22 protein-coding genes are annotated in these 25,817 nt (G+C 61.4%); 13 read left to right on the top strand and 9 right to left on the bottom strand.

Going from position 1 to position 25,817, the window contains the following annotated elements:
* Positions 1 to 20: 20 nt before the first annotated feature.
* Complete coding sequence (locus LVY71_RS00870; RefSeq protein ID WP_235097324.1) at positions 21 to 890, bottom strand: DUF4339 domain-containing protein; 870 nt, start codon at positions 888 to 890, stop codon at positions 21 to 23.
* 263 nt (positions 891 to 1,153) lie between these two features.
* On the opposite strand from LVY71_RS00870, the gene LVY71_RS00865 reads away from it, so the two are divergent.
* From LVY71_RS00865 to xth, 8 genes are all read left to right on the top strand, one after another.
* Positions 1,154 to 1,492, top strand: a complete 339-nt coding sequence (locus LVY71_RS00865) for a P-II family nitrogen regulator (RefSeq protein ID WP_235097323.1) — start codon at positions 1,154 to 1,156, stop codon at positions 1,490 to 1,492.
* Between the two features lie 134 nt (positions 1,493 to 1,626).
* Positions 1,627 to 2,931 (top strand): ammonium transporter, encoded by a 1,305-nt coding sequence (locus LVY71_RS00860; RefSeq protein WP_235097322.1) that lies wholly within the window; start codon positions 1,627 to 1,629, stop codon positions 2,929 to 2,931.
* 333 nt (positions 2,932 to 3,264) lie between these two features.
* Positions 3,265 to 3,603 (top strand): P-II family nitrogen regulator, encoded by a 339-nt coding sequence (locus LVY71_RS00855; RefSeq protein ID WP_235097321.1) that lies wholly within the window; start codon positions 3,265 to 3,267, stop codon positions 3,601 to 3,603.
* Positions 3,604 to 3,640: 37 nt separating this feature from the next.
* A complete protein-coding gene (locus LVY71_RS00850; RefSeq protein WP_235097320.1) occupies positions 3,641 to 5,083 on the top strand; it encodes an ammonium transporter in 1,443 nt (480 codons plus the stop codon).
* A gap of 279 nt (positions 5,084 to 5,362) precedes the next feature.
* Entirely contained in the window at positions 5,363 to 6,601 is a 1,239-nt protein-coding gene (locus LVY71_RS00845) for an aminotransferase class I/II-fold pyridoxal phosphate-dependent enzyme (protein ID WP_235097318.1), read from the top strand.
* Between the two features lie 7 nt (positions 6,602 to 6,608).
* A complete protein-coding gene (locus tag LVY71_RS00840; RefSeq protein ID WP_235097317.1) occupies positions 6,609 to 9,059 on the top strand; it encodes a DNA translocase FtsK in 2,451 nt (816 codons plus the stop codon).
* Positions 9,060 to 9,223: 164 nt separating this feature from the next.
* On the top strand, positions 9,224 to 9,997 hold the full coding sequence (locus tag LVY71_RS00835) for an outer-membrane lipoprotein carrier protein LolA (protein WP_235097316.1): 774 nt from the start codon (positions 9,224 to 9,226) through the stop codon (positions 9,995 to 9,997).
* Between the two features lie 134 nt (positions 9,998 to 10,131).
* On the top strand, positions 10,132 to 10,947 hold the full coding sequence (xth, locus tag LVY71_RS00830) for an exodeoxyribonuclease III (protein ID WP_235097315.1): 816 nt from the start codon (positions 10,132 to 10,134) through the stop codon (positions 10,945 to 10,947).
* A gap of 6 nt (positions 10,948 to 10,953) precedes the next feature.
* Here xth and LVY71_RS00825 read toward each other — a convergent pair whose 3' ends face one another.
* Together LVY71_RS00825 and LVY71_RS00820 are read right to left on the bottom strand one after the other, a co-directional pair.
* On the bottom strand, positions 10,954 to 11,394 hold the full coding sequence (locus tag LVY71_RS00825) for a cyclic nucleotide-binding domain-containing protein (RefSeq protein WP_235097314.1): 441 nt from the start codon (positions 11,392 to 11,394) through the stop codon (positions 10,954 to 10,956).
* A gap of 33 nt (positions 11,395 to 11,427) precedes the next feature.
* Complete coding sequence (locus tag LVY71_RS00820; protein ID WP_235097313.1) at positions 11,428 to 12,114, bottom strand: response regulator transcription factor; 687 nt, start codon at positions 12,112 to 12,114, stop codon at positions 11,428 to 11,430.
* Positions 12,115 to 12,230: 116 nt separating this feature from the next.
* Between LVY71_RS00820 and LVY71_RS00815 the strand changes: the two genes are divergently transcribed.
* Positions 12,231 to 12,800 (top strand): L,D-transpeptidase family protein, encoded by a 570-nt coding sequence (locus LVY71_RS00815; protein ID WP_235097312.1) that lies wholly within the window; start codon positions 12,231 to 12,233, stop codon positions 12,798 to 12,800.
* A 114-nt stretch (positions 12,801 to 12,914) separates the two neighbouring features.
* Here the strand turns inward: LVY71_RS00815 and LVY71_RS00810 are convergent, their stop codons facing one another.
* The gene (locus LVY71_RS00810) at positions 12,915 to 13,604 is read right to left on the bottom strand and encodes a YggS family pyridoxal phosphate-dependent enzyme (RefSeq protein WP_235097310.1); all 690 of its coding nucleotides are present in this window, start codon (positions 13,602 to 13,604) and stop codon (positions 12,915 to 12,917) included.
* 107 nt (positions 13,605 to 13,711) lie between these two features.
* Here LVY71_RS00810 and LVY71_RS00805 point away from each other — a divergent pair, with 107 nt between their 5' ends.
* From LVY71_RS00805 to holA, 4 genes are all read left to right on the top strand, one after another.
* The gene (locus LVY71_RS00805) at positions 13,712 to 15,403 is read left to right on the top strand and encodes a diguanylate cyclase domain-containing protein (protein WP_235097309.1); all 1,692 of its coding nucleotides are present in this window, start codon (positions 13,712 to 13,714) and stop codon (positions 15,401 to 15,403) included.
* A 272-nt stretch (positions 15,404 to 15,675) separates the two neighbouring features.
* A complete protein-coding gene (gene leuS / locus LVY71_RS00800) occupies positions 15,676 to 18,309 on the top strand; it encodes a leucine--tRNA ligase (RefSeq protein ID WP_235097308.1) in 2,634 nt (877 codons plus the stop codon).
* Entirely contained in the window at positions 18,296 to 18,850 is a 555-nt protein-coding gene (locus LVY71_RS00795; protein WP_235097307.1) for an LPS assembly lipoprotein LptE, read from the top strand. The genes leuS and LVY71_RS00795 overlap by 14 nt, the downstream gene beginning before the upstream one ends.
* Positions 18,851 to 18,872: 22 nt before the next feature.
* Positions 18,873 to 19,901, top strand: a complete 1,029-nt coding sequence (holA, locus tag LVY71_RS00790) for a DNA polymerase III subunit delta (RefSeq protein WP_235097306.1) — start codon at positions 18,873 to 18,875, stop codon at positions 19,899 to 19,901.
* Here the strand turns inward: holA and LVY71_RS00785 are convergent.
* The 5 genes from LVY71_RS00785 to mnmE all read right to left on the bottom strand — a co-directional run bounded on the left by LVY71_RS00785 (position 19,898) and on the right by mnmE (position 25,807).
* On the bottom strand, positions 19,898 to 20,782 hold the full coding sequence (locus LVY71_RS00785) for a ParB/RepB/Spo0J family partition protein (RefSeq protein ID WP_235097305.1): 885 nt from the start codon (positions 20,780 to 20,782) through the stop codon (positions 19,898 to 19,900). The genes holA and LVY71_RS00785 overlap by 4 nt on opposite strands.
* A 111-nt stretch (positions 20,783 to 20,893) precedes the next feature.
* Positions 20,894 to 21,748, bottom strand: coding sequence for a ParA family protein (locus LVY71_RS00780; RefSeq protein WP_283842494.1), 855 nt, complete (start codon positions 21,746 to 21,748; stop codon positions 20,894 to 20,896).
* Positions 21,749 to 21,777: 29 nt separating this feature from the next.
* Positions 21,778 to 22,434: a 16S rRNA (guanine(527)-N(7))-methyltransferase RsmG gene (rsmG, locus tag LVY71_RS00775; protein ID WP_235097302.1), complete on the bottom strand. Its 657-nt coding sequence runs from the start codon at positions 22,432 to 22,434 to the stop codon at positions 21,778 to 21,780.
* Positions 22,435 to 22,444: 10 nt separating this feature from the next.
* Positions 22,445 to 24,316, bottom strand: a complete 1,872-nt coding sequence (gene mnmG, locus LVY71_RS00770) for a tRNA uridine-5-carboxymethylaminomethyl(34) synthesis enzyme MnmG (protein WP_235097301.1) — start codon at positions 24,314 to 24,316, stop codon at positions 22,445 to 22,447.
* 153 nt (positions 24,317 to 24,469) lie between these two features.
* Positions 24,470 to 25,807, bottom strand: a complete 1,338-nt coding sequence (gene mnmE / locus LVY71_RS00765; RefSeq protein WP_235097300.1) for a tRNA uridine-5-carboxymethylaminomethyl(34) synthesis GTPase MnmE — start codon at positions 25,805 to 25,807, stop codon at positions 24,470 to 24,472.
* Positions 25,808 to 25,817 lie beyond the last annotated feature (10 nt).

The raw sequence follows: 25,817 nt of genomic DNA, 5'->3' as shown, positions 1-25,817 counted from the left end.
CGCAATGGCGATGTCGCGCCTTATACCCGGCCTGATGCCGAGAACTGCGCGATATACCATTGGCCGTACCACCGGATCATCCACGGGATTGGAATAATGAAGATGCAGGCGATGGAGAACACCAGCGTTCTCCACAGCATCTCAAGCCCGGTTGCGTTGAACGAAATCGCCCGCCGCGTCCCTTCGACATTGGCGCAGAGCCAGCGCATCCAGGCCGTGATCACCCACGCCCATCCGATGATGGTGATGATCGACAGGTAGAACAGCAGATACCAGCCAATATACGTCCAGGCATTTCCCGTGAAGCTCAGCCCCAGCGGTTGTCCCTGTGCGCTGATGTTTGCGATCACCCATCGAAGCGAAAGCCAGGACAGAAACGCCTGCAGCGGAAAAACAAGCAGCTCGATGTATCCGATGCCGCTCTGTCCGACGTAAGTCAGCAATGCCAGTGCGACGAAGACATACCAGATGTCCAGCGGCTTGCCGGTGAAGCCGAGCTGGCCGCGCCCCGGCACATGGACGCGCGAGATCACCCAGCCGTAAAAACTTGCAGCCACCCACGGCGCCGGGATGACCAGCAGAAAACCAATCACAAAGATCAGCGCCCGACCGGTCATCTCCCAGATGCTGAAATCGATGGAAAACGACTGACCCGACTGCGCGCTCTCCGCGGGGATGGCGCCGCCCTGCCGCGGGATCGACGGCGGCGTGCGACCGGACGACAGCAGACCCGGAACGTCGCCGGCGAACTGCCAAGCGGGCATACCGTCCGCCCACACATATGTATCAGCCCTGACCGCGCCTCGTGCAATCAGGTCGCGAAACTCGTCCTCGGAATAGGGGCCTTCCTGCTTATCCCCGACGGCAACAAACCAAGATCGCCCCGACATGCCATATCCTCACTGCGGAAAATTATGTGCGGGGCCCAGCAGCAAGACATTTTGCGGCATCGAATTGCGGCACGAAGCGGATGCAATCGGTCTCGGCCCCCGAGCAAAGCGAATGCTACAAACTGACCGCGCATCGCCGCAATGCTTTTTGGCCCAAACTGCATATTTTTCTGCCGATTTGCCCAAAAAGGTAGCGATTTAGCATGGGTCCGAGTAAAGACGCGTGAGGACGTCGCATTGAATTCAAGGGATGAAACGCGATCATGAAGCTAATCACCGCAATCATCAAACCCTTCAAACTTGAAGAGGTCCGCCTGGCTCTGACCGCGATCGGGGTGCACGGCATGACTGTGACCGAGGTGAAGGGCTTCGGCCGCCAGAAGGGCCACACCGAGATTTACCGGGGCGCAGAATACATCGTGAATTTCCTGCCCAAGCTGCGAATCGAAATCGCAGTCGGCTCCGATCTCGCCGACAAGGCAGTGCAGGTCATCACCGCCGGCGCGCGCACCGGACAGATCGGCGACGGCAAGGTTTTCGTCACGCCGATCGAGAACGCCGTCCGCATCCGGACCGGCGAAACCGACAACGACGCGCTCTAGAATTTTGGGAGCATGATCCCAAAAAGCGGAAGCCGGTTTTTGGATAAGATCACGCTCAAACAAATAAGCATCACCAAGCGACCGCAGCGGCGCGCGCAAGACGCCGCGAGGTCTTCCTAGCCGGGGGGATTACGATGTTGAGGTTGCCGCGCGCCGCCGCACGATTTGCGGCGACAACTTTCGTCGCGATTTTTGCATTTGCAGCGCCTGCTTTCGCCGGCACAGTGAAGATCGACGCCGCCGACACTGCATGGATGATCACGGCGACCGCGTTCGTGCTGATGATGACGATTCCCGGCCTCGCGCTGTTCTATGCCGGCATGGTGCGCAAGAAGAACGTGCTGGCGACCATGGCGCAAAGCCTGATCGCGGTGGCGCTGATTTCCATTCTCTGGGTGATCTACGGTTACAGCCTGGTGTTCGTCGGCGACGGCGCGTGGATCGGAACACTGGATCGCATTCTGATGTCCGGCATGGCCATGGACGGCGTCAATTCCGCCGCGAAAACCATTCCGGAAGCGCTGTTCGCGATTTATCAAATGACCTTCGCGGTAATCACCGTAGCGCTGGTGGCGGGATCCGTCGCGGACCGGATGCGGTTTTCATCCTATGTGCTGTTCTGCATCGGCTGGTTCACGGTGGTGTACATCCCGTTGGCCCACTGGGTCTGGGGCGGCGGTTTTCTGGCGCAAGCCGGCGTGCTGGATTTCGCCGGCGGTCTCGTCGTGCACCTCAGCGCTGGCACCGCAGGCCTTGTGGCCGCGGTGGTGATGGGACGGCGCCGCGGCTATGGCACGGAAAACCTGTCGCCTCACGATCTCTCACTCGCGGTGATCGGCACCGGCCTGTTGTGGGTCGGCTGGTTCGGTTTCAATGGCGGTTCGGCATTGCAGGCCGGCTCACGCGCGGTGATGGCGATTCTCGCAACCCATCTGGCGGCATGCGCCGGCGCGCTGACATGGACTGCGATCGAATGGATCACGCGGCGCAAACCCTCAGTGCTTGGCATGATTTCGGGTGCCGTGGCTGGTCTCGGCACGATCACCCCCGCTTCGGGCTTCGTGGAGCCCTGGCATGGCATCGTGATCGGCGGCGTCGCGGGTGCCATCTGCTTCTGGGCCTGCACCAGTCTCAAGCATCGCTTCAACTATGACGACACCCTCGACGTCTTCGGTATCCACGGCGTCGGCGGCCTGCTCGGCACGCTGCTGACCGGCGTCTTCGCCACGGCCGCCATCGGCGGCACCGCCGGGCTCATTGAAGGCAATCCCTCGCTGCTGCTGACTCAGGCTTACGGGGTCGCCGTGGTGTTCGTCTGGACCGGCGGAATGACGTTCGTTCTGCTGAAGATCGTGGACATGCTGGCGGGCTTGCGGGTTTCCCACGAACACGAGGTCGAGGGCCTCGACATTACCCAGCACGGCGAAGCGCTTCAATAAATCGCCGCAATTCGAGGCGCTCAATGACCGGTTTTGCCGGTCAGAAATACCTTTTGCTTGTCTGATGGGCACGAATGTGTCGGCAGTCTGCCATGCCTATGTTTTTTGCACTGCTGTTGATCTTTTAGGCGCGAGAAAAGCGCCCAATCCTTCATCACCCCCCTAAAAGCCGAAAAGCCTCGGATTCATAAACCGTTAGGGAATTTGGCGGTTCTGGCACGGCATTTGATTCTAAGGGACCCGGCTGTGCCCGCGTAGTGATCTTTCTTCGCGTGGTGACCCTCAGTCGAGAACGCCCGGTCTGTACGACCGGGCCCAAGCGGGGAAGAACCCATGAAAATTGTTATGGCCATCATCAAGCCATTCAAGCTGGAAGAGGTCCGCGATGCCCTGACCGCCATTGGCGTTCACGGTCTCACGGTAACGGAAGTCAAGGGATATGGTCGGCAGAAGGGCCATACGGAAATCTACCGCGGCGCTGAATACGCCGTGAGTTTCCTGCCCAAGATCAAGATCGAGGTCGCTGTCGCCTCGACTCAGGTCGACAAGACCATTGAAGCGATCACCGGTGCTGCAAAGACCGGCCAGATCGGCGACGGCAAAATCTTCGTCATCAACCTCGACCATGCGGTGCGTATCCGCACGGGTGAGGCTGATGCTGCCGCCCTCTGATTTCGCGCTCACCCTTTACCAATCAGGAGTTAAACAGATGACGTTCAAACGTCCCACTTGCGCGGGATTGGCGGCACTTGCCGTCGGCCTGTTCGCCGCAACCGCGGCATATGCCGAACCGGCGATCAACAAAGGCGACAATACCTGGATGATGACATCGACAGTGCTGGTGCTGTTGATGACCGTTCCAGGCCTCGCGCTTTTCTATGGCGGCCTCGTCCGCTCGAAGAACATGCTCTCCGTTCTGATGCAGATCCTCTACACCACCTGCATCGTGATGATCATCTGGGCCGTTTACGGTTACAGCATCACCTTTACCGGCGGTTCGCCGTTCATCGGCGGCTTCTCGAAGGCATTCCTGTCGGGCATCACGCCGGACTCGATGGCGGGCACATTCTCGGCTGACGTCGAAATCTCGGAGCTGATCTACTTCTGCTTCCAGATGACATTCGCCGCGATCACCCCCGGCCTGATCATCGGCGCGTTTGCAGAACGCACCAAGTTCGCGGCGGTCGCGCTGTTCGTCCCGCTCTGGGTGACATTGATCTACTTCCCAATGGCTCACATGGTTTGGTACTGGGCTGGTCCGGACGCGGTTACGGCTGCGGCCAAGGCTGTTGCTGCTGCCGCTGACGGCGCTGCAAAGACTGCGGCACAGGCCAAACTCGATGAAGTCATGGCCGACGCCGGTCAGATCTTCCTCTGGGGTGCACTTGACTTCGCGGGCGGCACCGTGGTGCACATCAACGCCGGTATCGCCGGTCTCGTTGGCGCTCTCATCATCGGCAAGCGCACCGGTTACGGCAAGGAGCTGATGGCTCCGCACTCGCTGACCATGACCATGATCGGCGCTTCGCTGCTCTGGGTTGGCTGGTTCGGCTTCAACGTCGGATCCAACCTCGAAGCCAACGGCACGGCTGCACTGGCCATGACCAACACCTTCCTCGCAACCGCCGCGGCAGCCATGTCGTGGATGTTCGCGGAGTGGATGATCAAGGGTCACCCCTCGCTGCTGGGCGCGGCTTCGGGCGCGGTCGCAGGTCTTGTCGCCGTCACTCCGGCTTGCGGATTCTCGGGCCCGATGGGCGCGCTGATCCTCGGCCTCGTGGTCGGCGTCGTCTGCCTGTTCTTCTGCACCGTGGTGAAGAACGCTCTCGGCTACGACGACTCCCTCGACGTGTTCGGCGTCCACTGCATCGGCGGCATCGTCGGCGCTCTGGCTACCGGCATCCTGGTGAACCCTGCCCTCGGCGGCACGGGCGTGATGGACTACGTCGCCGGCAAGATCGCCGACTACGACTTCACCGCGCAGATGATCTCGCAGCTCAAGGCTGTCGCGACCACGCTGGTGTGGTCGGGCGTCGGCTCGGCGATCATCTTCAAGGTCGTCGATGTCATCGTCGGCCTGCGTGTCCCGGTCGATGCAGAGCGCGAAGGCCTCGACATCACCGATCACACGGAGCGTGCCTATAACATGTAAGCCGTTCGCCGCGATCTCGGGGTCGCGGCGAATTTTCGGAACAACGGTTAGGGCACAAACCCGGCAATGCCCTTTCCGTCGGAGGGCCCCAGCGCAAGCTGGGGCCCTTTACTTTTGCGTTGAAGCCGGCCGGGGGAAGAACACGCTGGACGCACGCCGATCCGCGATGGTTAATCGCGTCTTAACCTCGCCGCACCTATGGTGGCGTGATCCAATCCCGCGACCCCGCGACCAATCCGGGCGCGACCGACGGACCTTAAAAAGTGCTGGCGCTCTGAGATGGCCATGACCGCTTCTTCCCGCACGGCTTCCCTTGCCGGCGCCCAAGACGGCGCCCAGGCCAGCGAGCGCTCGCCGTTCGCCCGGTTGACCGAGCTGCTGGCACCTCACAAGCCAGGCAAACCATTGATAAACCTGTCACTTGGAGAGCCGCAGCACCCTGTTCCGGGGTTTGTTGGGCCGATCCTGGCCAAGCACATCAACGACTTCGGCCGCTACCCGATCGCACGCGGCATCGAGCCGTTCCGGCAGGCTGCCGCAGCATGGGCCTCGCGGCGATTCAGTCTGCCCCGCGCGCTCGATCCAGAGACCGAAATCCTGGTGCTCAACGGCAGCCGCGAGGGGCTGTTTTTCGCTGGCATCGCAGCGGCGCGTTATGCCGCCCCGCGCAAAGGCGCGCCAGCGATCCTGATGCCGAATCCGTTTTATCCGGCCTATGCCGCCGGCGCGCGGGCGGCAGGGTGCGAAGCCGTGTTTCTGCCAACCACGCGGGACAACGGCTTCCTGCCCGATCTCGATGCGCTAAGCGCCGAGACGCTCGATCGCACCGTCGCGTTCTATCTCGCATCGCCCGCCAACCCGCAGGGCTCGGTCGCATCGCCCAGCTATTTCGATCGCGTCAAGCAGCTCGCCGATCGTCACGGCTTCATCGTGCTCAGCGATGAATGCTATTCCGAAATCTATACGCAGAGCGCGCCGGGCAGCATGCTCGCCTCGGCGGGGAATGATTTCGCCAACGTGGTCGCTTTCCAGTCGCTGTCCAAGCGCTCGAACCTTCCCGGCATGCGCGTCGGCTTCGTCGCCGGCGACAGGAATTTTCTGGCTCGCTTCCACGAATTGCGCAACGTTGCAGCGCCGCAGGTTCCGGTGCCACTGCAGCATGTCGCGGTGGCCGCCTATAGCGATGAAACCCATGTCGACGAGAACCGCAGGCTCTACAGGATCAAGTTCGATCTCGCCGACCAAATTCTCGGCAACCGGTTCAACTATCGGCGGCCCGCCGGCGGTTTCTGCATTTGGCTCGATGTTTCCGCCCATGGCGGCGACGAGGCCGCCGCTGTAAAACTTTTCAGAGATGGCGGCGTCCGCGTGGTCCCGGGAAGTTATCTCGCGCGGCCGCAGGCCGACGGCAGCAACCCCGGCGCGGGCTATATCCGCGTCGCCATGGTGCAGGACAGTGAAACAACGGCTGAGGCGCTGCATCGTATGGTCGAAGTCTTGAACGGAACGCGGGGCTAGTAGAAACATGCCAGCGATCGAACGCGTTATCCCCATCGTCGGCCAGATCTCCGATCCGATTCGCGAAATGCTCGGCCGACGCCTCCGCGAACTCACGGGCCTCGGCGTTATCGCGCTGTCCTGCGTTATCGCCGCCGCCCTCATGACATGGTCGGTGCAAGATCCAAGTCTCAGCCACGCGACCTCTGGTCCGATCCGCAATCTCATGGGCAAGCCGGGCGCAATCGGCGCCGACATGCTGATGCAGATTCTGGGGCTGGGTTCGATCATGCTCATCCTGCCGGTCGCGGTGTGGGGATGGCGGCTGGTGACGCATCGCTCTTTCGACCGCGAAGCCTTACGGATTGCCTGCTGGATACTCTGTGCCGTCATCGCGGCGGGTTTTGCGAGCTGCCTGCCGCGCAGCGGCGCATGGCCGCTGCCGACGGGCCTCGGCGGCGTCGTGGGCGATGCGCTGGTGCGTTTTCCGGCGGTGGTATTCGGGCCCCCCGGCATCATCTATCGCAGCGTGCTGGGCCTGATCTTGTTTGTCGTCATGGTGGCCAGCCTCGTTTTCGCCTGCGGCGCAGGCGCAAAGGAAAAAATCGCCGCGCCCGCGCGCCGGCCGATGATCGACGATGACGAGGATTTCGAAGAGGAAGGCGATCGCAGCTCGGTCTCGCTGGGATGGATCGTCCATACCGCCATGAGCGCAAAGGTCCGCGTGATGCGCGCACTTTCGGCCATCTTCGCGATGCTGGTCGGACGCACAGAATCGAAGCGCTCGGCCGCCTTCGAACGGATGGAGCCGAACCTCGGGGGTGGACGCCGGGCGCCGTCGCTGGTGCCTCAGGACGAATACGAAGAGGAGGAAGACGAAGAGGAGGAGGAGGAAGAGCCCGTCGCCCGCGCGCCGAAGAAGCGCGCCGAACCCAAGCCTGCCGGCCGCAAGGGCGTGTTTGTGCTGCCGCCCGTGTCTGTGCTGGCCGCACCGAAGGCTTCAGACCGCTTCACGCTCAGCAAGGATGAACTCGAAACCAACTCGCGCGCGCTGGAAAGCGTACTGCAGGATTTCGGCGTGCGCGGCGAAATCGCCAAGGCCAACCCTGGTCCGGTCGTCACTCTCTACGAACTCGAACCGGCACCGGGCATCAAGTCGTCGCGCGTGATCGGCCTCGCAGACGACATCGCGCGCTCCATGAGCGCGATATCCGCCCGCGTCGCGGTGGTCGCCGGCCGCAACGCCATCGGTATCGAATTGCCGAATGCGAAGCGCGAGAAGGTTTACTTGCGCGAGCTGCTCACCACGAAGGAAGGTGTCGAAAGCAACGCCAAGCTGCCGCTTTGCCTCGGCAAGACCATCGGCGGCGATCCGGTGATCATTGATCTTGCTCGTACGCCGCACATGCTGATCGCCGGCACCACCGGCTCCGGCAAATCAGTCGCGATCAACACCATGATCCTGTCGCTGGTCTATCGCCTGCGTCCGGACCAGTGCCGCCTGATCATGGTCGATCCGAAGATGCTCGAACTGTCGGTCTATGACGGCATCCCGCATCTGCTGACCCCTGTTGTGACCGATCCGAAGAAGGCCGTGGTCGCGCTGAAGTGGGCGGTGCGCGAGATGGAGCAGCGCTACAAGAGCATGTCCAAGCTCGGCGTACGCAACATCGACGGCTACAACGCCCGCGTCGCCGAAGCCAAAGCCAAGGGCGAGGAATTGACGCGCACGGTGCATACCGGCTTCGACAAGGAAACCGGCAAGGCGATCTACGAGGAAGAGAAACTCGAACTCGAACCACTGCCCTATATCGTCATCATCGTAGACGAAATGGCCGACCTGATGATGGTGGCGGGCAAGGACATCGAAGGCGCGGTGCAGCGTCTTGCGCAAATGGCGCGCGCGGCGGGGCTGCATGTGATCCTCGCAACGCAGCGTCCGTCGGTGGACGTCATCACCGGCACCATCAAGGCGAACTTCCCGACCCGCATCTCCTTCCAGGTGACGTCGAAGATCGACAGCCGCACCATCCTGGGCGAGATGGGCGCCGAGCAACTGCTCGGTCAGGGCGACATGCTTTACATGGCCGGCGGCGGGCGCATCAGCCGCGTCCACGGCCCCTTCGTTTCGGATGAGGAAGTCGAGAAGATCGTCCGCCACCTCAAGGCGCAGGGTCAGCCGGAATATCTCGAGGCGGTCACGGCGGAAGAGGAAACCGACGAGGACGGCAACGCGGTGTTCGACGGCACGAGCATGGGCGCCAATGGCGGCGAGGGCGACCTGTTCTCGCAGGCCGTAGCCATCGTCAAGCGCGACCGCAAGGCCTCGACCAGCTACATCCAGCGCCGGCTCCAGATCGGCTACAACCGCGCCGCCACCCTGATGGAGCGAATGGAACTGGAAGGCATCGTCGGGCAGGCCAATCACGCCGGCAAACGCGAGATTCTGGTGCCCGAGGACGAGGAGCGTTTCGGTTAGTCTTTGTGTTCTCAAGCCCTATTCGCAGCCGCGAAATCGCCATAGCTTGGGGCTAGCCCCAACGGAAGATTGAAAGTCATCCCGGACAGGACGGACCGTTGAGACATCTCCCCATCCTTCAGCCGTTCTGCCGAGCCCGTTCGCGCGCGTCGTCCGGCGGCAAAATGCCTGTCGCGGCCTTGGCAGCGACCGTCGCCGCTTTACTCATGCTCTCGCCGGCGTTTGCTCAGGCGGTGCCGATCCCGAAGCCCGCGCCGAAAACGCGTACCGATACACCCCCGCGTCAGGCTCCGCCGACGCCTGTGATTCCCGGACCCGCCGCATCGACTCCGCCGACGCCGATCATCCCGGATTTGCGCAGCCTGTTCGGCGGCGCATCGCCGACCTTCGACGCCAATCAGAAGGCTCTGGCGGCCAAGGTCAGTGCCTATCTCTCTTCGCTGATCAATGTGTCCGGCAATTTCGTCCAGGTCGGCCCTGACGGCAAGCGCACCACCGGCGATTTCTATATCCAGAAGCCCGGCAAGATCCGGTTCGAATATGACGACCCGAGTCCGATCGCCCTGGTCGCCGACGGCTCGTCCGTGATCGTGCGCGATCGGAGGCTGGCGACGCAGGATGTCTACCCGCTGTCGCAAACGCCACTACGTTATCTGCTGTCCGATCGCATCGATCTGATGCGCGACACCAATGTGGTTGGCGTGGCGGCCGATGACATGTTCGTCAGCGTCACCATCGAGGAAAAGCAGACCTTGGTCGGGACCAGCCGGCTGATGCTGATGATCGGCGCCAAGGACAATCAGCTCAAGCAGTGGACCGTAACCGACCCGCAGGGATACGACACCACGGTCGCGGTTTATAATCTCGACACCACAAAGAAGCTCGATCCAAACATGTTCAGGATCGATTACACGAACTATTCCTCGGGCAATAACTGACGGTGTTTACCGCAAGCTGCTCTTCCTGATCTGGGCACAATGTCATCGCCGGGCTTGACCCGGCGATCCATCTTCCGAATTGATAGACACGCGGGTCAAGCTCGCATGTGACGATCGGGATACTGTACATTTCTATGCGCCTTACCCTCACCACATGGAATATCAATTCGGTGCGCCTGCGCATCGACCTCGTCGCCAAGTTCATCAAGGCGGTACGGCCCGATGTGCTCTGCCTTCAGGAAACGAAATGCGTCGATGACGCATTTCCGCTCAAGCGCTTCAAGCGTCTTGGCTACGAACATGTCGCACTCAACGGGCAGAAGGGCTATCACGGCGTCGCCATCGTCTCGAAACTTCCTTTTGAGTCGAGCGACGTGCGGACCTTCTGCGGCAAGGTCGATTCGCGGCATATCTCGGTGGCATTTGGACAAAGGGCCGAAATGGCGGAGCCGCTGACCGTGCATAATTTCTATGTGCCCGCCGGCGGCGATATTCCAGACCCCACGCTCAATCCGAAGTTTGAACACAAGCTGTCGTTCCTTGATGAGATGCGCAATTGCGCGCCGCTGCATCCGAAGGCCAACGACCGGCACATCCTGGTGGGTGATCTCAACGTCGCACCACACGAACATGACGTGTGGTCGCACAAGCAGCTTCTGAAGATCGTGTCGCACACGCCGATCGAATGCGAAAAGCTGCTCGGCGTGCAGGCACAGGGCGAATGGATCGACGTGGCGCGGCAGCGCATTCCCGAGCCGGAAAAGATCTATACGTGGTGGAGCTATCGCGCCGCGGACTGGGCCGCAGCGAACAAGGGCCGGCGTCTCGACCACATCTGGGTCTCGAAGGCGCTCAGCAACCGCGTTTCTGATTTCAGGATCACTAGAGACGCCCGCGGCTGGGAGCGTCCATCGGACCACGTCCCGGTAACGGCGGTGCTCGATCTGTGATCGGATTTACCGCAGCGTTGCCGACACACGCGACATCGCGCCGGCTGCCGCAGTGGAGCGTGCAGCGAATTCATCACGCAAACGCAGCGCCGCATCCGGATGACTTTCAAGCACGCGCTGAAACAGGCTGCGTGAAATACGCAACACCGACGACGGCTCCAGAGCGGTTGCGGTTGCAGGCCGCGCCATCGCAACGACAAGTGCGAGTTCGCCGATCAAGGCGTTCTGACCCGCCACCGCCTCACTGCCGTCGTCCGACGCAACACGAAACGCGCCGCGGCGGACGATGAAGCCGGCATCCGCCGGCTCTCCCTGTTCGAAAAGTTTGTCGCCAAAGCCGTAGTCGCGCTGCTCCGCGCCTATGGCGAGCACCTGCATAGCCGCGGCACCCAACAGATTCAGTGTCGGGACGCGCGAAAACAGGGCAATGTCGTCTTCAATAGCCATAGAGCGAAGCGCCGGTTGGTCGATTGATTCGACTCATGGCACCAGCTTATAGCCCCCGGACTCAGTCACAAGAATTTCGGGGCTTGCCGCATCCTTCTCCACCTTTTGACGCAGGCGGTAGATATGCGTTTCCAGCGTATGAGTGGTCACACCGGAATTGTAACCCCAGACTTCCTGCAGCAGCGTCTCTCGCGACACCGGCAATTGGCCGGCGCGATAGAGAAAACGCAGGATCGCGGTTTCCTTCTCGGTGAGCCGCACCTTCTTGGCGTTGGCCCCGGTGAGCATCTTGGAACCCGGACGGAAACTGTAGGGACCGACCGAGAACACCGCGTCCTCGCTGGCTTCGTGCTGGCGCAACTGTGCGCGGATGCGGGCCAACAGCACCGCAAAGCGGAAGGGCTTTGCGACATAATCGTTCGCGCCAGATTCGAGACCGAGAATGGTGTCCGAATCGGTATCGTGTCCGGTCAGCATGATGATCGGCGACTTGAAGCCGCCCTTGCGCAGGCTGCGGACCACTTCCCGGCCATCGGTGTCGGGCAGTCCCACGTCCATCAGCACGATATCGGGCGAACTGCTTTTGGCGGCCAGTGCGCCTTTCGCACCGGTATCGACAGCAGATGCCTCGAATTCCTCATGAAGCGACAACTGCTCCACCAGGGCATCGCGCAGATCGGTATCGTCATCCACGATGAGGATCTTGCGGGCGTTGGCCATAGCGTCCAGTCCTTTAAAATTCGTCTTGTAAAAGAGGACTTTGAGAGCGATCTCGAAGCGCCTCGGCGAAATAGAGCATGTGCAGGTGAAAGCGCAAGCTGGAGTTCTACGCAGTCATGGGAAATATAGGCTTTCCAAGGGCTTACCAAACACCGTTGCGTGATCGGCCGCTTTCTTTGGTATCGATCCACGCCGCTGCCGGCCGTCCGAGCCAAGGCTGGTTGGTGGCTGGCCCGCAGATTCTACCGGTCGCTCTCGGACGCGGCGGAATCAAGGCCAACAAGTTCGAAGGTGACGGCGGCACGCCCCGCGGGACATTTCATCCGGTCCGGGTGTGGTGGCGGAACGACCGACATCCCCAACCAAAGACCCATTTGCCGACCCGGGCCATCCGGCATAACGACGCCTGGTCGGAAGATCCCGCAGACCGGCACTACAACCGGGCCGTCGAACGCAAAGCGGGCGATGACGGCGACCGGCTGATGCGCGCGGACCACCTTTATGACTTCATCATTGAGATCGACCACAACACCCGGCCTCGGATCGCGGGCCGGGGCAGCGCCGTCTTCCTGCATCTGGCCCGCGAAAATTTTTCGCCGACAGCCGGCTGCGTCGGACTGACACGGCGCGCGATGCTGCGGCTGTTATCGCGGCTCGGGCCACAGACCAGGATCGTCATCGGATAGGTCTGTAAGGCTCTCGCCGTTGCGAGAAAAGCGAAGCTGTTCTTCGCTTGAAAAAAACTGCATTGCTTCGTCGCAACTGCTCGTCGAAATGACGATCAAGTCACGCGCCAAATCTTACCGCTTGCCGAAAATTGCGGACCCGACCCTGATATGGGTGGCCCCCAGTTGAATCGCGGTTTCGAAATCCGCGCTCATGCCCATGGACAAAAGTTTCAAGCCATTACGCGCCGCGATCTTGGCCGTGAGAGCGAAGTGCGGCGCGGGAGGATCATCCACCGGCGGAATGCACATCAATCCCTCGATCTGCAAGCCATAAACCTCGCGACAGTTTGCGAGGAACGCATCTGCATCGGGAGGCGCGATGCCGGCCTTCTGTGGTTCTTCGCCGGTGTTGAGCTGGACGAACAGTTGGGGGCGCTTGTCCTGCTTAACGATTTCTTTCGCCAGCGCCTCGCACAAACTGGCGCGATCCAGCGAGTGGATAGCATCGAACAAGGCGACTGCTTCCCTGGCCTTGTTGGATTGCAAGGGGCCTATCAGATGAAGCGACAGATCCGGATAGTCGTTCATCAAGGACGGCCACTTGGCTTTTGCTTCCTGCACGCGATTTTCACCGAAAACACGCTGACCCGTCTGAATCACCGGCACGATGGCCTCGGCATCGAACGTCTTCGACACGGCGATCAGTGTCACCGACGCGCGATCGCGACGCGCATCCCTGCAGGCGCGCGCGACCTCTCGCTCCACAATGGCAAGCCCGCTTGGTGAATCGGATATTACCGGCGGCATGTTATCCACAGCCATCGAGGGAAAGTTGCCGTCAAATTAGTGATCTTTCGAATTTTAGGGAATTCGGGAAAGGGTCTTTGAAGCCTTTTTTGTAAATGTTGGCGTGGGGCAAGGGAATACCGATGTCAATCGCCAGATTGGGCCGCAACACGTCAAAGCTAAGGGCGCTATTGGGGATTCGCGCGCGCCTTGTTCTGCTGGCGTTGATCCTGGTCCTGCCGTTGATGCTCGATCGCGTGCGGCTCCTTGAGGACACCCGCTCCAAGCAGGTGGCGCAGGCCGCCAACGAGCTGTCCGAACTTGCAAGGCACACCGCCGACGCCCAGCGCGAAATCATCTCGACGGTGCAGGCTGTTCTGAAATCCTCCGCCTACATCTTCGCCGCCGCGTCCCAACAGGGCCGCGGTTGCGCCATCATGCGCGCAAGCCTGCGGGTCGATCTGCCGTGGATCAGAAGCTTGTCGATCGTCGGACCGGACGGCAAGATCAGCTGCTCCACGATGCCCGCCATCGTCGGTTTCGATCTCGACGATCGCGAATATATCCGCAAGGCGCGCGAGTTCCACGAATTCGTGGTGAGCGATTACATCCTGAGTCGCACCACCGGCCTGCCGACCATCATAGCCGCCTATCCCGTCTCGGCGGTGGATGGCGGCCAGGAATCCGTGGTGATCGCGGCGATTGATCTGAAATGGATGTCGCAACTGCTGAGCAATCGCGGCGAACGCTCCGGCGTATCGGTCGTACTCGTTGACGGCAAGGGAACGATCCTGGCGTCTCCGCCCGAAAGCAAGAATCTGATCGGGCATCAACTGAAGGACACGTCCCTGCTCGAAGCGGTCACGCTGCGGGAGATCAATCTCGATCGCGACTTCGGTTCCATCTCCTTCGAATCCGCCGACGGCGAGAAAAAGGCCGTGTCGTTTGCCCGCGTCACCGGCACACGTGCCCGTATGATTGTCAGCATCAACCAGTCGATCATGTTGGGCGACGTCAATCGCGATATCCGCAACGCCTATGTTCAACTTGCGCTTGTCGGACTGTTCACGCTGCTTGGCGCGTGGATCGTGGGCGAGCGTCTCATCATCCGGCCCGTGCGCATGATGACGGATATGGCAAACCGTTTCGGCCGCGGCGAATTTTCCACAAGAGCAACAAGCGCGGCATTGCCGCGGGAGTTCATCCCGCTCGCCAAGGCCTTCGATGCTATGGCGTCGCAGCTTTCAGAGCGAGAGCGGGAGATGGCCGCGGCCAATGACCGGCTCACCGTGATTGCATCCCTCGACCTGGTATCCGGCCTGGCCAACCGCCGCGGATTCCAGAGTCGCCTCGAATTCGAATGGATGAAGGCGCTGCAAACCGACACGCAGCTTTCCATCCTGATGATCGACGTCGATCATTTCAAACTCTTCAACGACACTTACGGTCATCCGGAGGGCGATGCCTGCCTCAGCCGCGTCGGCGAAGTTCTTGCCGCTATCGCGGACGCCGGCGCCGGCTTCGCCGCCCGTTATGGTGGCGAAGAATTCTGTCTGCTGCTCCCCAACAGCAATCCGGCCTATGCCGCGCAGGTGGCCGAGCAGGTACGCGCCTCCGTCGAAGGCCTCGCCATTCCCCACGTTATCGGGAGCGGCAACGCCGTCACGGTCAGCGTCGGCGTGGCGACGATTGCGCCGGGCGAAGCCCAGCCGCAAGACGATCTGATCGAGGCGGCGGACGCAGCTTTGTACGCCGCCAAGCGCCGGGGCCGGAACGCCGTGGTCGAACACGGCCTGATCCGAGCCTCCGACCAGCCGGTCTCGCTGGCGGGTTAGCAACGAAATCCTGCCCGGCTCCCTAATATGCGCCTAAGGCGTTGACCCCCCGCAGTCTTTTGTGGCTAGTGTCCTGAATCCGAAGGATGCCTTGTTTCGCGGCAGGCTCTTAGCGTCCTTCGGATTCTCAAGGACACTAGTAACTATCATTCTAGTGTGGTTTTGGTTCGCAAGGCCGCAAATGAATGTGCTGAGAAAATGTTGCGGCCTTGCGAACCACCACACTAGTCTGCCGCACCTTTCTCCCGTTTCCTTGGCAGACAACCGATCCGATGAGCACCGAACGCTATAACGCCCGCGAGTCCGAACCGCGCTGGCAGAAGCTCTGGAACGAGCGGGCGATTTTCGCCACGCGCAACGACGACCCCAGACCGAAATACTATGTGCTCGAGATGTTCCCGTACCCGTCGGGGCGCATCCACATGGGTCACGTCCGCAATTACACCATGGGCGATGTGGTCGCGCGTTACATGCGCGCCAAGGGCTACAACGTGCTGCATCCGATGGGGTGGGATGCCTTCGGCCTGCCCGCCGAAAACGCCGCCATTGAGCGCAAGGTCGCCCCCAAGGCCTGGACCTACGAAAACATCGCCGCGATGAAAAAGCAGCTCCAGACCATGGGGCTGTCGCTCGACTGGGCGCGCGAATTCGCGACCTGCGATCCGAGCTACTACAAGCATCAGCAGAAGATGTTTCTGGATTTCATGAAAGCCGGACTCGCCGAGCGCGAGAAGCGCAAAATCAACTGGGATCCGGTCGACATGACCGTGCTTGCCAATGAGCAGGTGATCGACGGCCGCGGCTGGCGTTCCGGCGCGCTGGTCGAGCAGCGTGAGATGAACCAGTGGGTCTTCAAGATCACGAAATATTCGCAGGAATTGCTCGACGCGCTGGATACACTCGATCGCTGGCCCGACAAGGTCCGGCTGATGCAGCGCAACTGGATCGGGCGCAGCGAGGGGCTGCTCGTTCGTTTCGCGCTAGATCAGACAACCGCGCCAAACGGCGAAAGCGAATTGCGGATTTTTACGACGCGCCCCGACACCTTGTTCGGCGCAAAGTTCATGGCGATCGCCGCGGATCATCCGCTCGCGCAGGCGGCGGCCTTAAAGAATCCGAAGCTCGCCGAATTCATTGCCGAAACCAAGCGTCAGGGCACGGCGCAGGAGATCATCGACACCGCCGAGAAGCAGGGCTTCGACACCGGCATCAAGGCGATACATCCGTTCGATCCCGACTGGAAGCTACCGGTCTATGTCGCCAACTTCGTGCTGATGGAATACGGCACCGGCGCGATCTTCGGCTGTCCGGCGCACGACCAGCGCGACCTCGACTTCGTGAACAAATACAATCTCGGCAACACGCCGGTGGTTTGTCCCGAAGGACAGGATCCCGCGAGCTTTGTTATCACGACCACCGCCTATGACGGTGACGGCCGTATGATCAATTCCCGCTTCCTCGACGGCATGACCATCGAGCAGGCGAAGGAAGAAGTCGCGAAACGCCTTGAAAGCGCGGCGCGCGGCAACATGCCGGTCGCCGAGCGCCAGGTGAACTTCCGCCTGCGGGACTGGGGGATTTCACGCCAGCGCTATTGGGGCTGTCCGATTCCGGTCATCCACTGCCCGAAGTGCGATGTGGTCCCGGTACCGGACTCAGACTTGCCGGTTGTGCTGCCGGAGGATGTGACCTTCGACAAGCCGGGCAACGCGCTCGACCATCACCCGACCTGGAAGCATGTGACCTGCCCGCAATGCGGCGGCAAGGCGCAGCGCGAGACCGACACGATGGACACCTTTGTCGATTCGTCGTGGTACTTCGCGCGCTTCACCGATCCGTGGAATGAGAACGCGCCGACGACGCCGGCCGTGGTCAACCGCATGATGCCGGTCGATCAGTATATTGGCGGCGTCGAACACGCGATCCTGCATCTGTTGTACTCGCGCTTCTTCACCCGTGCGATGAAGGCGACGGGGCATATCGGTATGGACGAGCCGTTCGCGGGCATGTTCACGCAGGGCATGGTGGTGCACGAGATTTACCGGAAGAAAGACGGCACCTACGCCTCGCCGGCCGAGATCGCCATCACGACAGTCGGAGACAAACGTCAGGCGACATTGCTCGGATCCGGTGAAACCGTCGAGATCGGCGCAATCGAGAAGATGTCGAAGTCGAAGCGCAACACCGTCGATCCTGACGACATCATCGGCACCTACGGCGCCGACACCGCACGCTGGTTTATGTTGTCCGACTCGCCGCCCGACCGCGATGTGATCTGGAGCGAGGAAGGCGTGCAGGGCGCGGGCCGTTTCGTGCAGCGCATCTGGCGGCTGGTGAATGCCGCCGCTCCGCATTTACCTAAATCCGGAACGGTGCTGGGCATCAACGGTCCCGATGCTGCGTTGGCCCTGCGGCGCATGTCTCACCGGACGCTGGCGGATGTCTCGGCCGCCATCGAACGTCTGCGCTTCAATACCGCGATCGCCAAACTCTATACGTTCGTCGGCGCGCTGGCCGAGATCGTGGATGGGCCGAAGAAAGTTCTGGAAACCGATGCCGCCGTTGCGGCCGCCACCCGGGAAGCCTTCGACATCCTGGTGCGGCTGATCTCCCCGATGATGCCGCATCTGGCCGAACAGTGCTGGCAGGTGCTGGGGCATCAGGGATTGGTTTCGGAGGCGCAATGGCCCGAAACCGAACCAAAATTACTGATCGACGACACAATTACGCTTCCCGTGCAGGTTAATGGCAAGAAACGCGCGGATGTCACGGTCGCCCAAAATGCTCAGAATGCGGAAATTGAGACTGCCGTTTTGGCACTTGATGCAGTAAAATCGGCGCTGGACGGGAAATCTCCCCGAAAAGTCATCATCGTTCCCCAGAGGATCGTGAATGTCGTGGTTTGATACGCGCGTCGCTGCCCGGCTTCTGGCCGTGGTCGCTATTGCGGCCCTGACGGCGGGATGCTTTCAGCCGATGTACGCCGAACGCAGTCTCGACGGCGGTTCGGCGCTGCGCGACAAACTTCAGGGCGTCGAGGTTCCTCCACTCAACCTGCCAAACGGCTCCCGCGAGGCGCGGCTTGGCGTCGAAATCCGCAATGCGCTGATGTTCAGCATGTACGGCAGCGCCGTCGGCGGGCCGCCGACCCATCGCCTGCTGATGCGCATCACCACCACCCGGCTGTCGGTCATCGTCGACCCCACTACCGCAAGGCCCGACATCGAGAACTACGGCATCGATGCCGTTTACGAGCTCAAAGACAACGCCACCGACAAGACGGTGCTGACCGGCACGACGTTCTCGCGTGTGTCTTACGATATTCCCGGACAGGCACAGCGTTTCGCCCGCTCGCGCGGACTGCGCGACGCGGAAGACCGCGCTGCCAAGGTGATCGCTGACAATATCAGCCAGCGCCTCGCGTCGTTCTTCATCGCCGGCACCTGACCGGCATCGCTTCGAGAGAATTGTGGTCGCGCTTCGCGGGAAGGAAATTGACGCTTTTCTGGCCCGGCCCGATCCGTCGCGGCCGATCATTCTGCTATACGGTCCCGATGCCGGCCTGGTGCGCGAGCGCGCCGATGCCCTGATGGCGTCCGCCGTCGACGACCCCAACGATCCGTTTTCCCTGGTCAAGATGGATGGCGACGAACTAGCCGCCGAGCCGTCGCGCCTGGTCGACGAAGCGATGACGGTGCCGCTGTTCGGCGGCCGCCGCGCGATCCGGATCCGCGCCGGCTCGCGCAGCTTCGCGAGCGGCATCGATACGCTCAGCGAGATGCAGCCGAAGGATTGCCGCATCGTGATCGAAGCCGGTGAGTTGCGGCCGGACGCGCCGTTGCGGAAGGTGTGCGAGAAGGCGAAGTCCGCGGTCACCATTGCGTGCTACGCCGACACCGAGCGCGACCTTGCAAAACTGATCGACGATGAACTGCGCGCGTCAAATCTGAGGATCGCACCGGATGCCCGCGCCGCGCTGACTTCCCTGCTGGGTGGCGACCGTCAGGCGTCGCGCAACGAAATCCGAAAAGTCGCGCTGTACGCCCACGGCAAGGGTGAAGTTACGCTCGACGATGTGGCCGCCATTGTCACCGATGCATCGGGCCTTACGCTGGACCCCATCGTCGACAACGTCTTCGCCGGACGCGCCGCCGATGTCGAAATCGCGTTCGCCAAAGCAATGGCCGCCGGTACCAATGCCGGCTTCATCATCATGACTGCCCAGCGGCAAGCCGCAGCGCTGCACAAGGCACGGCTGTCCATCGAGGAAGGCCGCAGCGAACTCGAAGCACTCGACACCGGATTTCCCCGGCTGCATTTCTCTCGAAAGACCCTGGTAGAGACCGCCCTCCGAAATACAAGCGTGGAACGCATGTCCCGCGTCATGGCGCAGTTGGCTGACGCGGCATTCGACATGCGCAGGCAATCATCGCTGGCTGAAGTCATCGCGCAGCGCGCGCTGCTTGCGGTCGCGGTGAACGCGCGACGAAGGGGCTAGCTTCTTCCTGCCTCAAGCCGCCGCAAAATCTCGTCGAGCTGATCGAGATCCTTGTACTTAATCTGCACAGTCCCGCCCGGATTGCGGTGATCGACGCTGACCTTGAGACCAAGTACATCGCTGACGCGCTTTTCCAGCGCGAGAGTGTCCGGGTCTTTTGCGACAGCCCCCGCACGCGCCTTCTGCGGCTTGCGTTCGGGCACGCCTTCGTCATGGGCAAGCGCTTCGGTCTGGCGGACGCTCAGACCTTCCTCGACAATGCGCTTCGCGGCAGCGGCGGCATCGGGCACGCCGATCAGCGCGCGTGCGTGACCGGCTGACAGTTTACCTTCGGCGATATAGGCCTGAACCTGCTCCGGCAGCTTCGTCAGCCGCATCATGTTGGCGACATGGCTGCGGCTCTTGCCGACGATCTTCGCGATGTCTTCCTGACTACGTTTGAATTCGGCGGCGAGTGCGTGATAGCCCTGCGCTTCTTCCATCGCGTTCAGATCAGAGCGCTGCACGTTCTCGATAATCGCGATCTCGAGGGCATCGCTGTCGTTGACATCGATGGTGACGATCGGCACGTCATGAAGACCTGCGCGCTGCGACGCGCGCCAGCGCCGCTCGCCGGCGATGATCTCGAAACGATCCTGCGCGCCCTTCACCGGCCGCACCACAATCGGCTGGATCACTCCGTGCTGCTTGATCGACGCCGACAGTTCATCGAGTTCGGCGTCCGAAAAAGTCCGGCGCGGATTGCGCGGATTGGCCTTCAGGAATTCGATCGGGACGCGGCGCGGCGCGCGCGCAGGACGATCGACATGCGCCGCCTCGCCGCCGACATCGCCAATCAGACTTGCAAGACCGCGACCCAGTCGCGAACGCTCCTCGGCCATTGCCGCTTCCCTCGCACCCAACTCACGCACTCCGAATTTCAAACTTGTTTTGCATGCCGCCCTTTAAAGCTCGAGGCATTGTCTCTCGCCTCAGGATGGCGGCTTCGTTTTTTAGTGCGCGCGCAACTCGCGCTCGCGCTGAATCACTTCGGTGGCGAGTTTGAGGTAGGCTTCGCTGCCGACGCATTTGAGATCGTAGACCAGCACCGGCTTGCCGTACGACGGCGCTTCGGAAATGCGTACGTTGCGCGGGATCATGGTGTCGTAGACTTTCTTGCCCATGAACTGACGCACGTCAGCGACCACCTGGTTTGACAGGTTGTTGCGCGAGTCGAACATGGTCAGCACGATGCCGTGAATCGAGAGCGTCGGATTCAGTGTCGTGCGCACCTGCTCCACCGTCTGCAGCAACTGCGACAGACCTTCCAGCGCAAAGAATTCACATTGCAACGGAACGAGAATCGCGTGCGACGCTGCCATGGCGTTGACGGTGATGAGATTGAGCGACGGCGGACAATCGACCAGCACGTAGGTGTAGTCGGTGTCCGGTGCGACGTTGACGTTCAACTCGGCGATGGCGTCGCGCAGACGAAACGCGCGATCACGGGTGGTGCCGAGTTCAAGTTCAAGGCCTGAAAGGTCCATGGTGGATGCCGCGATGTGCAGACGCGGCACGGCGGTCGGAATGATCGCCTCGCGGAGCTTCGCCTCACCAATCAGCACGTCATAGGTCGAACAGTTACGGTTGCGGCGGTCGATACCGAGGCCGGTGGAGGCGTTGCCCTGCGGGTCGAGATCGACGATCAGCACCCGCTCGCCGATAGCGGCCAGCGCCGTACCGAGGTTGATCGCAGTGGTGGTCTTGCCGACGCCGCCCTTCTGGTTGGCGAGCGCCAGGATGCGGGGATGACCCGGCTGGGCCAACGCCTCGCCCGACGAATGAAAAATTCCGCTCATATCGACCATGACCTTAACGCCTTGTTTTTACTCGTCCTTTACCGGCGATTCGCCGCGACTATCTCGACGATCCAGCCGTTGCCGCCCGTGCGGCTTTCGTGAAGAAGGTGCTTAATATTCCAGTATTTAGTAGCTTCCGTCAATTCAGACTCTACATCTTGTCCCTTGAGAAACAACGCTCTCGCGCCGCGCTTCATCAGGGGTTCCGTAAAGTTCAGCAACATATGTAGGGGAGCCACCGCGCGGGCGGTGACGCAATCTATCGGGGCCGACAAGCTATCCACATAATCCCCGATGTCGGCGAGGATAACCGAACCGGCAGCCCCCGTGATCCGCAGCGCCTCGCGGAGAAACGCCGCCTTCTTGGCATTGCGCTCGACGAGCTGGACGGACGCGCCTTCGCGGTCCGCCAATGCACAGGCCAGCACCACGCCGGGGAAGCCGCCGCCGCTGCCGAAGTCGAGCCAGTGCTTGGCCGACGGTGCGAGATCCAGAAGCTGCAACGAGTCGGCGATGTGCCGGGTCCAAAGCTGCGGAAGCGTAGAGGGCGAAATCAGATTGGTCTTGGCCTGCCATTCCACCAGCAGATCGACGTAGCGATCGAGCCGGGCTTCTGTTTCACGTGAAACAGGAGTCAGCGCCAAGGCTGCCGCTTTGTCCGAAGCAGAAATGGAAGCTTGGGCCGCTTTGGCCATGAATTCCGCCTTAGGCCGACGCCGTGGATGGCCGACGCGATTCGCGGCGCAGATAGGCCGCCAGAATAGCCAATGCGGCCGGGGTCATCGCTTCAATCCGGCCCGCCTGCCCGATGGTTCGTGGCCGCGCCTTTTCGAGCTTCTGTCGCGCCTCATTGGAAAGACCCGGCACAGCGCTGTAATCAACGTCGGTCAGCACGAGACCCTCATCGCGCCGGAAGGCCTGCACATCGGCGGCCTGGCGGGCGAGATAGACGTCGTATTTGGCGTCGATCTCTAGATGGACCGCGATCTTGGGATCGACGCCAGTAAGTTGCGGCCAGATAGATACGACGTTGGCCCATTCGACCTCCGGATAGGCCAACATTTCGAAGGCTGTGCGGCGCTGGCCGTCATGATTGAGTGCAATGCCGTGCTTGGCAGCTTCGTTGGGTGTCACGGAGAGTGATTTTGCCAGTGATTTTGCGGTTTTAAGCGCTTCCATCTTAGAAGCATGGCGCCCTGCCCGCTCCGCGCCGACACAGCCAAGCGCGATACCCCGATCAGTCAGGCGTTGGTCGGCATTGTCGGCCCGCAGGGTTAGACGGTATTCGGCGCGCGAGGTGAACATCCGGTACGGCTCGGTGATGCCGCGGGAGGTCAGATCGTCGATCATGACGCCGAGATAGCCCTCGGCGCGGTCGAACACGATCGGTGCGCCACCTCCGGCCAGCAGGGCGGCGTTCAGTCCAGCGATAAGACCCTGCGCACCGGCTTCTTCGTAGCCGGTGGTGCCATTAATCTGCCCAGCCAGGAAAAGCCCCGGTACACGCTTGGTCTGAAGTGTCGGGTCGAGTTCGAGCGGATCGACATGGTCATATTCGATGGCGTAGCCCGGACGGACCATTTTCACCCGCTCGAGGCCCGGAATCGTCGCCAGGATTGCCTGCTGGACCTCTTCCGGCAGCGAGGTGGAGATGCCGTTGGGGTAAACCGTAGTGTCGTCGAGACCTTCCGGCTCCAGAAAAATCTGATGACCGTCGCGATCGCCGAACCGAACGATCTTGTCCTCGATGGAGGGGCAATAGCGCGGCCCAGAGCTTTTGATCTGTCCGGAATACATCGGCGAGCGATGAACATTGGCCCGGATGATGTCGTGGGTGGCATTGGTGGTCCGGGTGATGCCGCATTCGATCTGCCGGGTCGTGATCAGGTCCGTCAGCACCGAAAACGGCTCAATCGGGTCGTCCCCGGGCTGCATTTCGACGGCGGACCAGTTGATGGTCGAACCGTCAAGACGCGGCGGCGTCCCGGTCTTGAGGCGCCCCAGCGTAAAGCCTGCGCGCTCAAAGGACTTCGAGAGACCCATCGCTGGGGCTTCCCCGACCCGTCCAGCCGGCCAGTTCTTTTCGCCGAGATGGATCAGGCCCCGCAAAAACGTCCCGGTGGTCACAACCACCGCGCCGACGACGAATTCCCGGCCGTCACTCAAGCGAATCCCGCAGATTCGGCCGTCGGAGAGCAAAAGCTCGTCCGCCTCGCCCTCGATCACGGTCAGATTGGTAGTGTCCCGGATCGCAGCCTGCATCGCCGCCGCATAGAGCTTGCGGTCGATCTGGGCACGGGGGCCGCGCACCGCCGGACCTTTGCGGCGATTCAGAACCCGGAACTGGATGCCGCCCCGGTCGGCGATCCGGCCCATCAGGCCGTCCAAGGCATCGATTTCCCGGACCAGATGGCCCTTTCCAAGGCCTCCAATGGCCGGATTACAGGACATTGCGCCGATGGTCGCATACTGATGGGTCACCAGAGCGGTTTTCGCTCCAGCGCGTGCGGACGCCGCCGCGGCTTCACAGCCGGCGTGGCCGCCTCCAATCACGATGACATCGAATGTGGTCTGCATCGGCGAACTTCTACCGCTTTGGTGTAAAAGCTGAAAGGCGGAAATCGATCAGGGATGTTTCACGTGAAACAATGCGGCGCGGCTCGAATCTCAAGTTGTTTCACGTGAAACATAGGCCAATGGCCGACCGGGTCGGCCATTGGCCTGTCCAGTCTATTTGCCGATGCAGAATTCGCGGAAAATGACGTCGAGAATATCTTCAACGTCCACCCGGCCGGTCAATCGCCCTAATGAATGAATTGCGATTCGTAACTCCTCCGCTAGAAGCTCGTCACCCTGCCCGGCTGCCCGCCCTGCCCTGTCCAAGGCGTGAATTGTTTCCCACAACAAGGTCCTATGCCGAGCGCGGCTGATCAGCGCCATCTCGCCGGAACCAAAAAAGTCCTGGGCATAGGTTACCAAAGCCGCGACCAATTCCGGCACGCCGTCGCCGCGCGCGGCGGAGATATCGAGCCGCGACGGTACTTTCCCAGCCTCGCCCTTCCCGCCCATCAGATCGACCTTGTTGCGCACGATCCAGACCGGCGCGTGATCGTCGGCATTCGCGAGTCTCGGTGCGATCTCGTCGTTCGCATCGACCAGCCACAGCACCAGATCGGACGTTCGCGCCCGATCACGTGCGCGGCGCACGCCCTCCTGCTCGACGGGATCGACCGTGTCGCGCACGCCGGCCGTGTCGATCACCGTTACCGGATAGCCGTTGAGATCGAGATGCACCTCAATCACATCGCGTGTGGTGCCGGCATACGGCGAGACGATTGCAGCTTCACGCCGCGCCAGACGATTGAGCAGCGTCGATTTTCCCGCATTCGGCGGCCCAGCAATCGCAACCGTGAGGCCCTCGCGAAGACGTTCACTTTGTGCCGATGCCGCAAGGGTTTCCTCAATCTCGAATTTCAGCGCCGTGATCTTGCGCAATGCCGGCACAATCAGTTCTGACGACACATCGCCCTCGTCGGAAAAATCGATCCCCGCTTCGACCAGCGCCGATGCTTCAATGATCTGCTGTCGCCAGCTCTCGGCTTTCTCGCCGAGCAATCCTTTCAGGTGACGCAATGCCTGACGGCGCTGACGATCGGTGTCGGCATGAATGAGATCGTCGAGGCCTTCGGCTTCGGTGAGATCAAGCTTGCCGTTCTCGAATGCACGGCGTGTGAACTCGCCAGGTTCCGCCGGCCGCAAGCCATCGATGGAGCCGAGCGCATCGAACATTGCGGCGATCACGGCGCGTCCACCATGGATATGAAATTCCGCGACATCTTCACCGGTGGCGCTATGCGGTGCTGGGAACCAGAGTGTCACCGCCTCATCCAACGCGCTGCCGTCAAGATCGCGCAGCGTTGCCACATGAGCCAGGCGGGGAGTCGGTAGCTTGCCGCAGAGGCGCTCCACGGCTGCCCGGGCCTGCGGGCCGGATACCCGAACGATAGCAATGGCCGACGGGGCACGGCCTGATGAAAGAGCGAAGATAGTCGGGTCACGGGAATCCATGGCCTATTTG

The organism is Bradyrhizobium sp. G127 (genome assembly GCF_021502575.1).
Classification (GTDB): domain Bacteria; phylum Pseudomonadota; class Alphaproteobacteria; order Rhizobiales; family Xanthobacteraceae; genus Afipia.
Note: the sequence above shows the minus strand (reverse complement) of the source record. Positions and strands in the feature narration are given on the sequence as shown.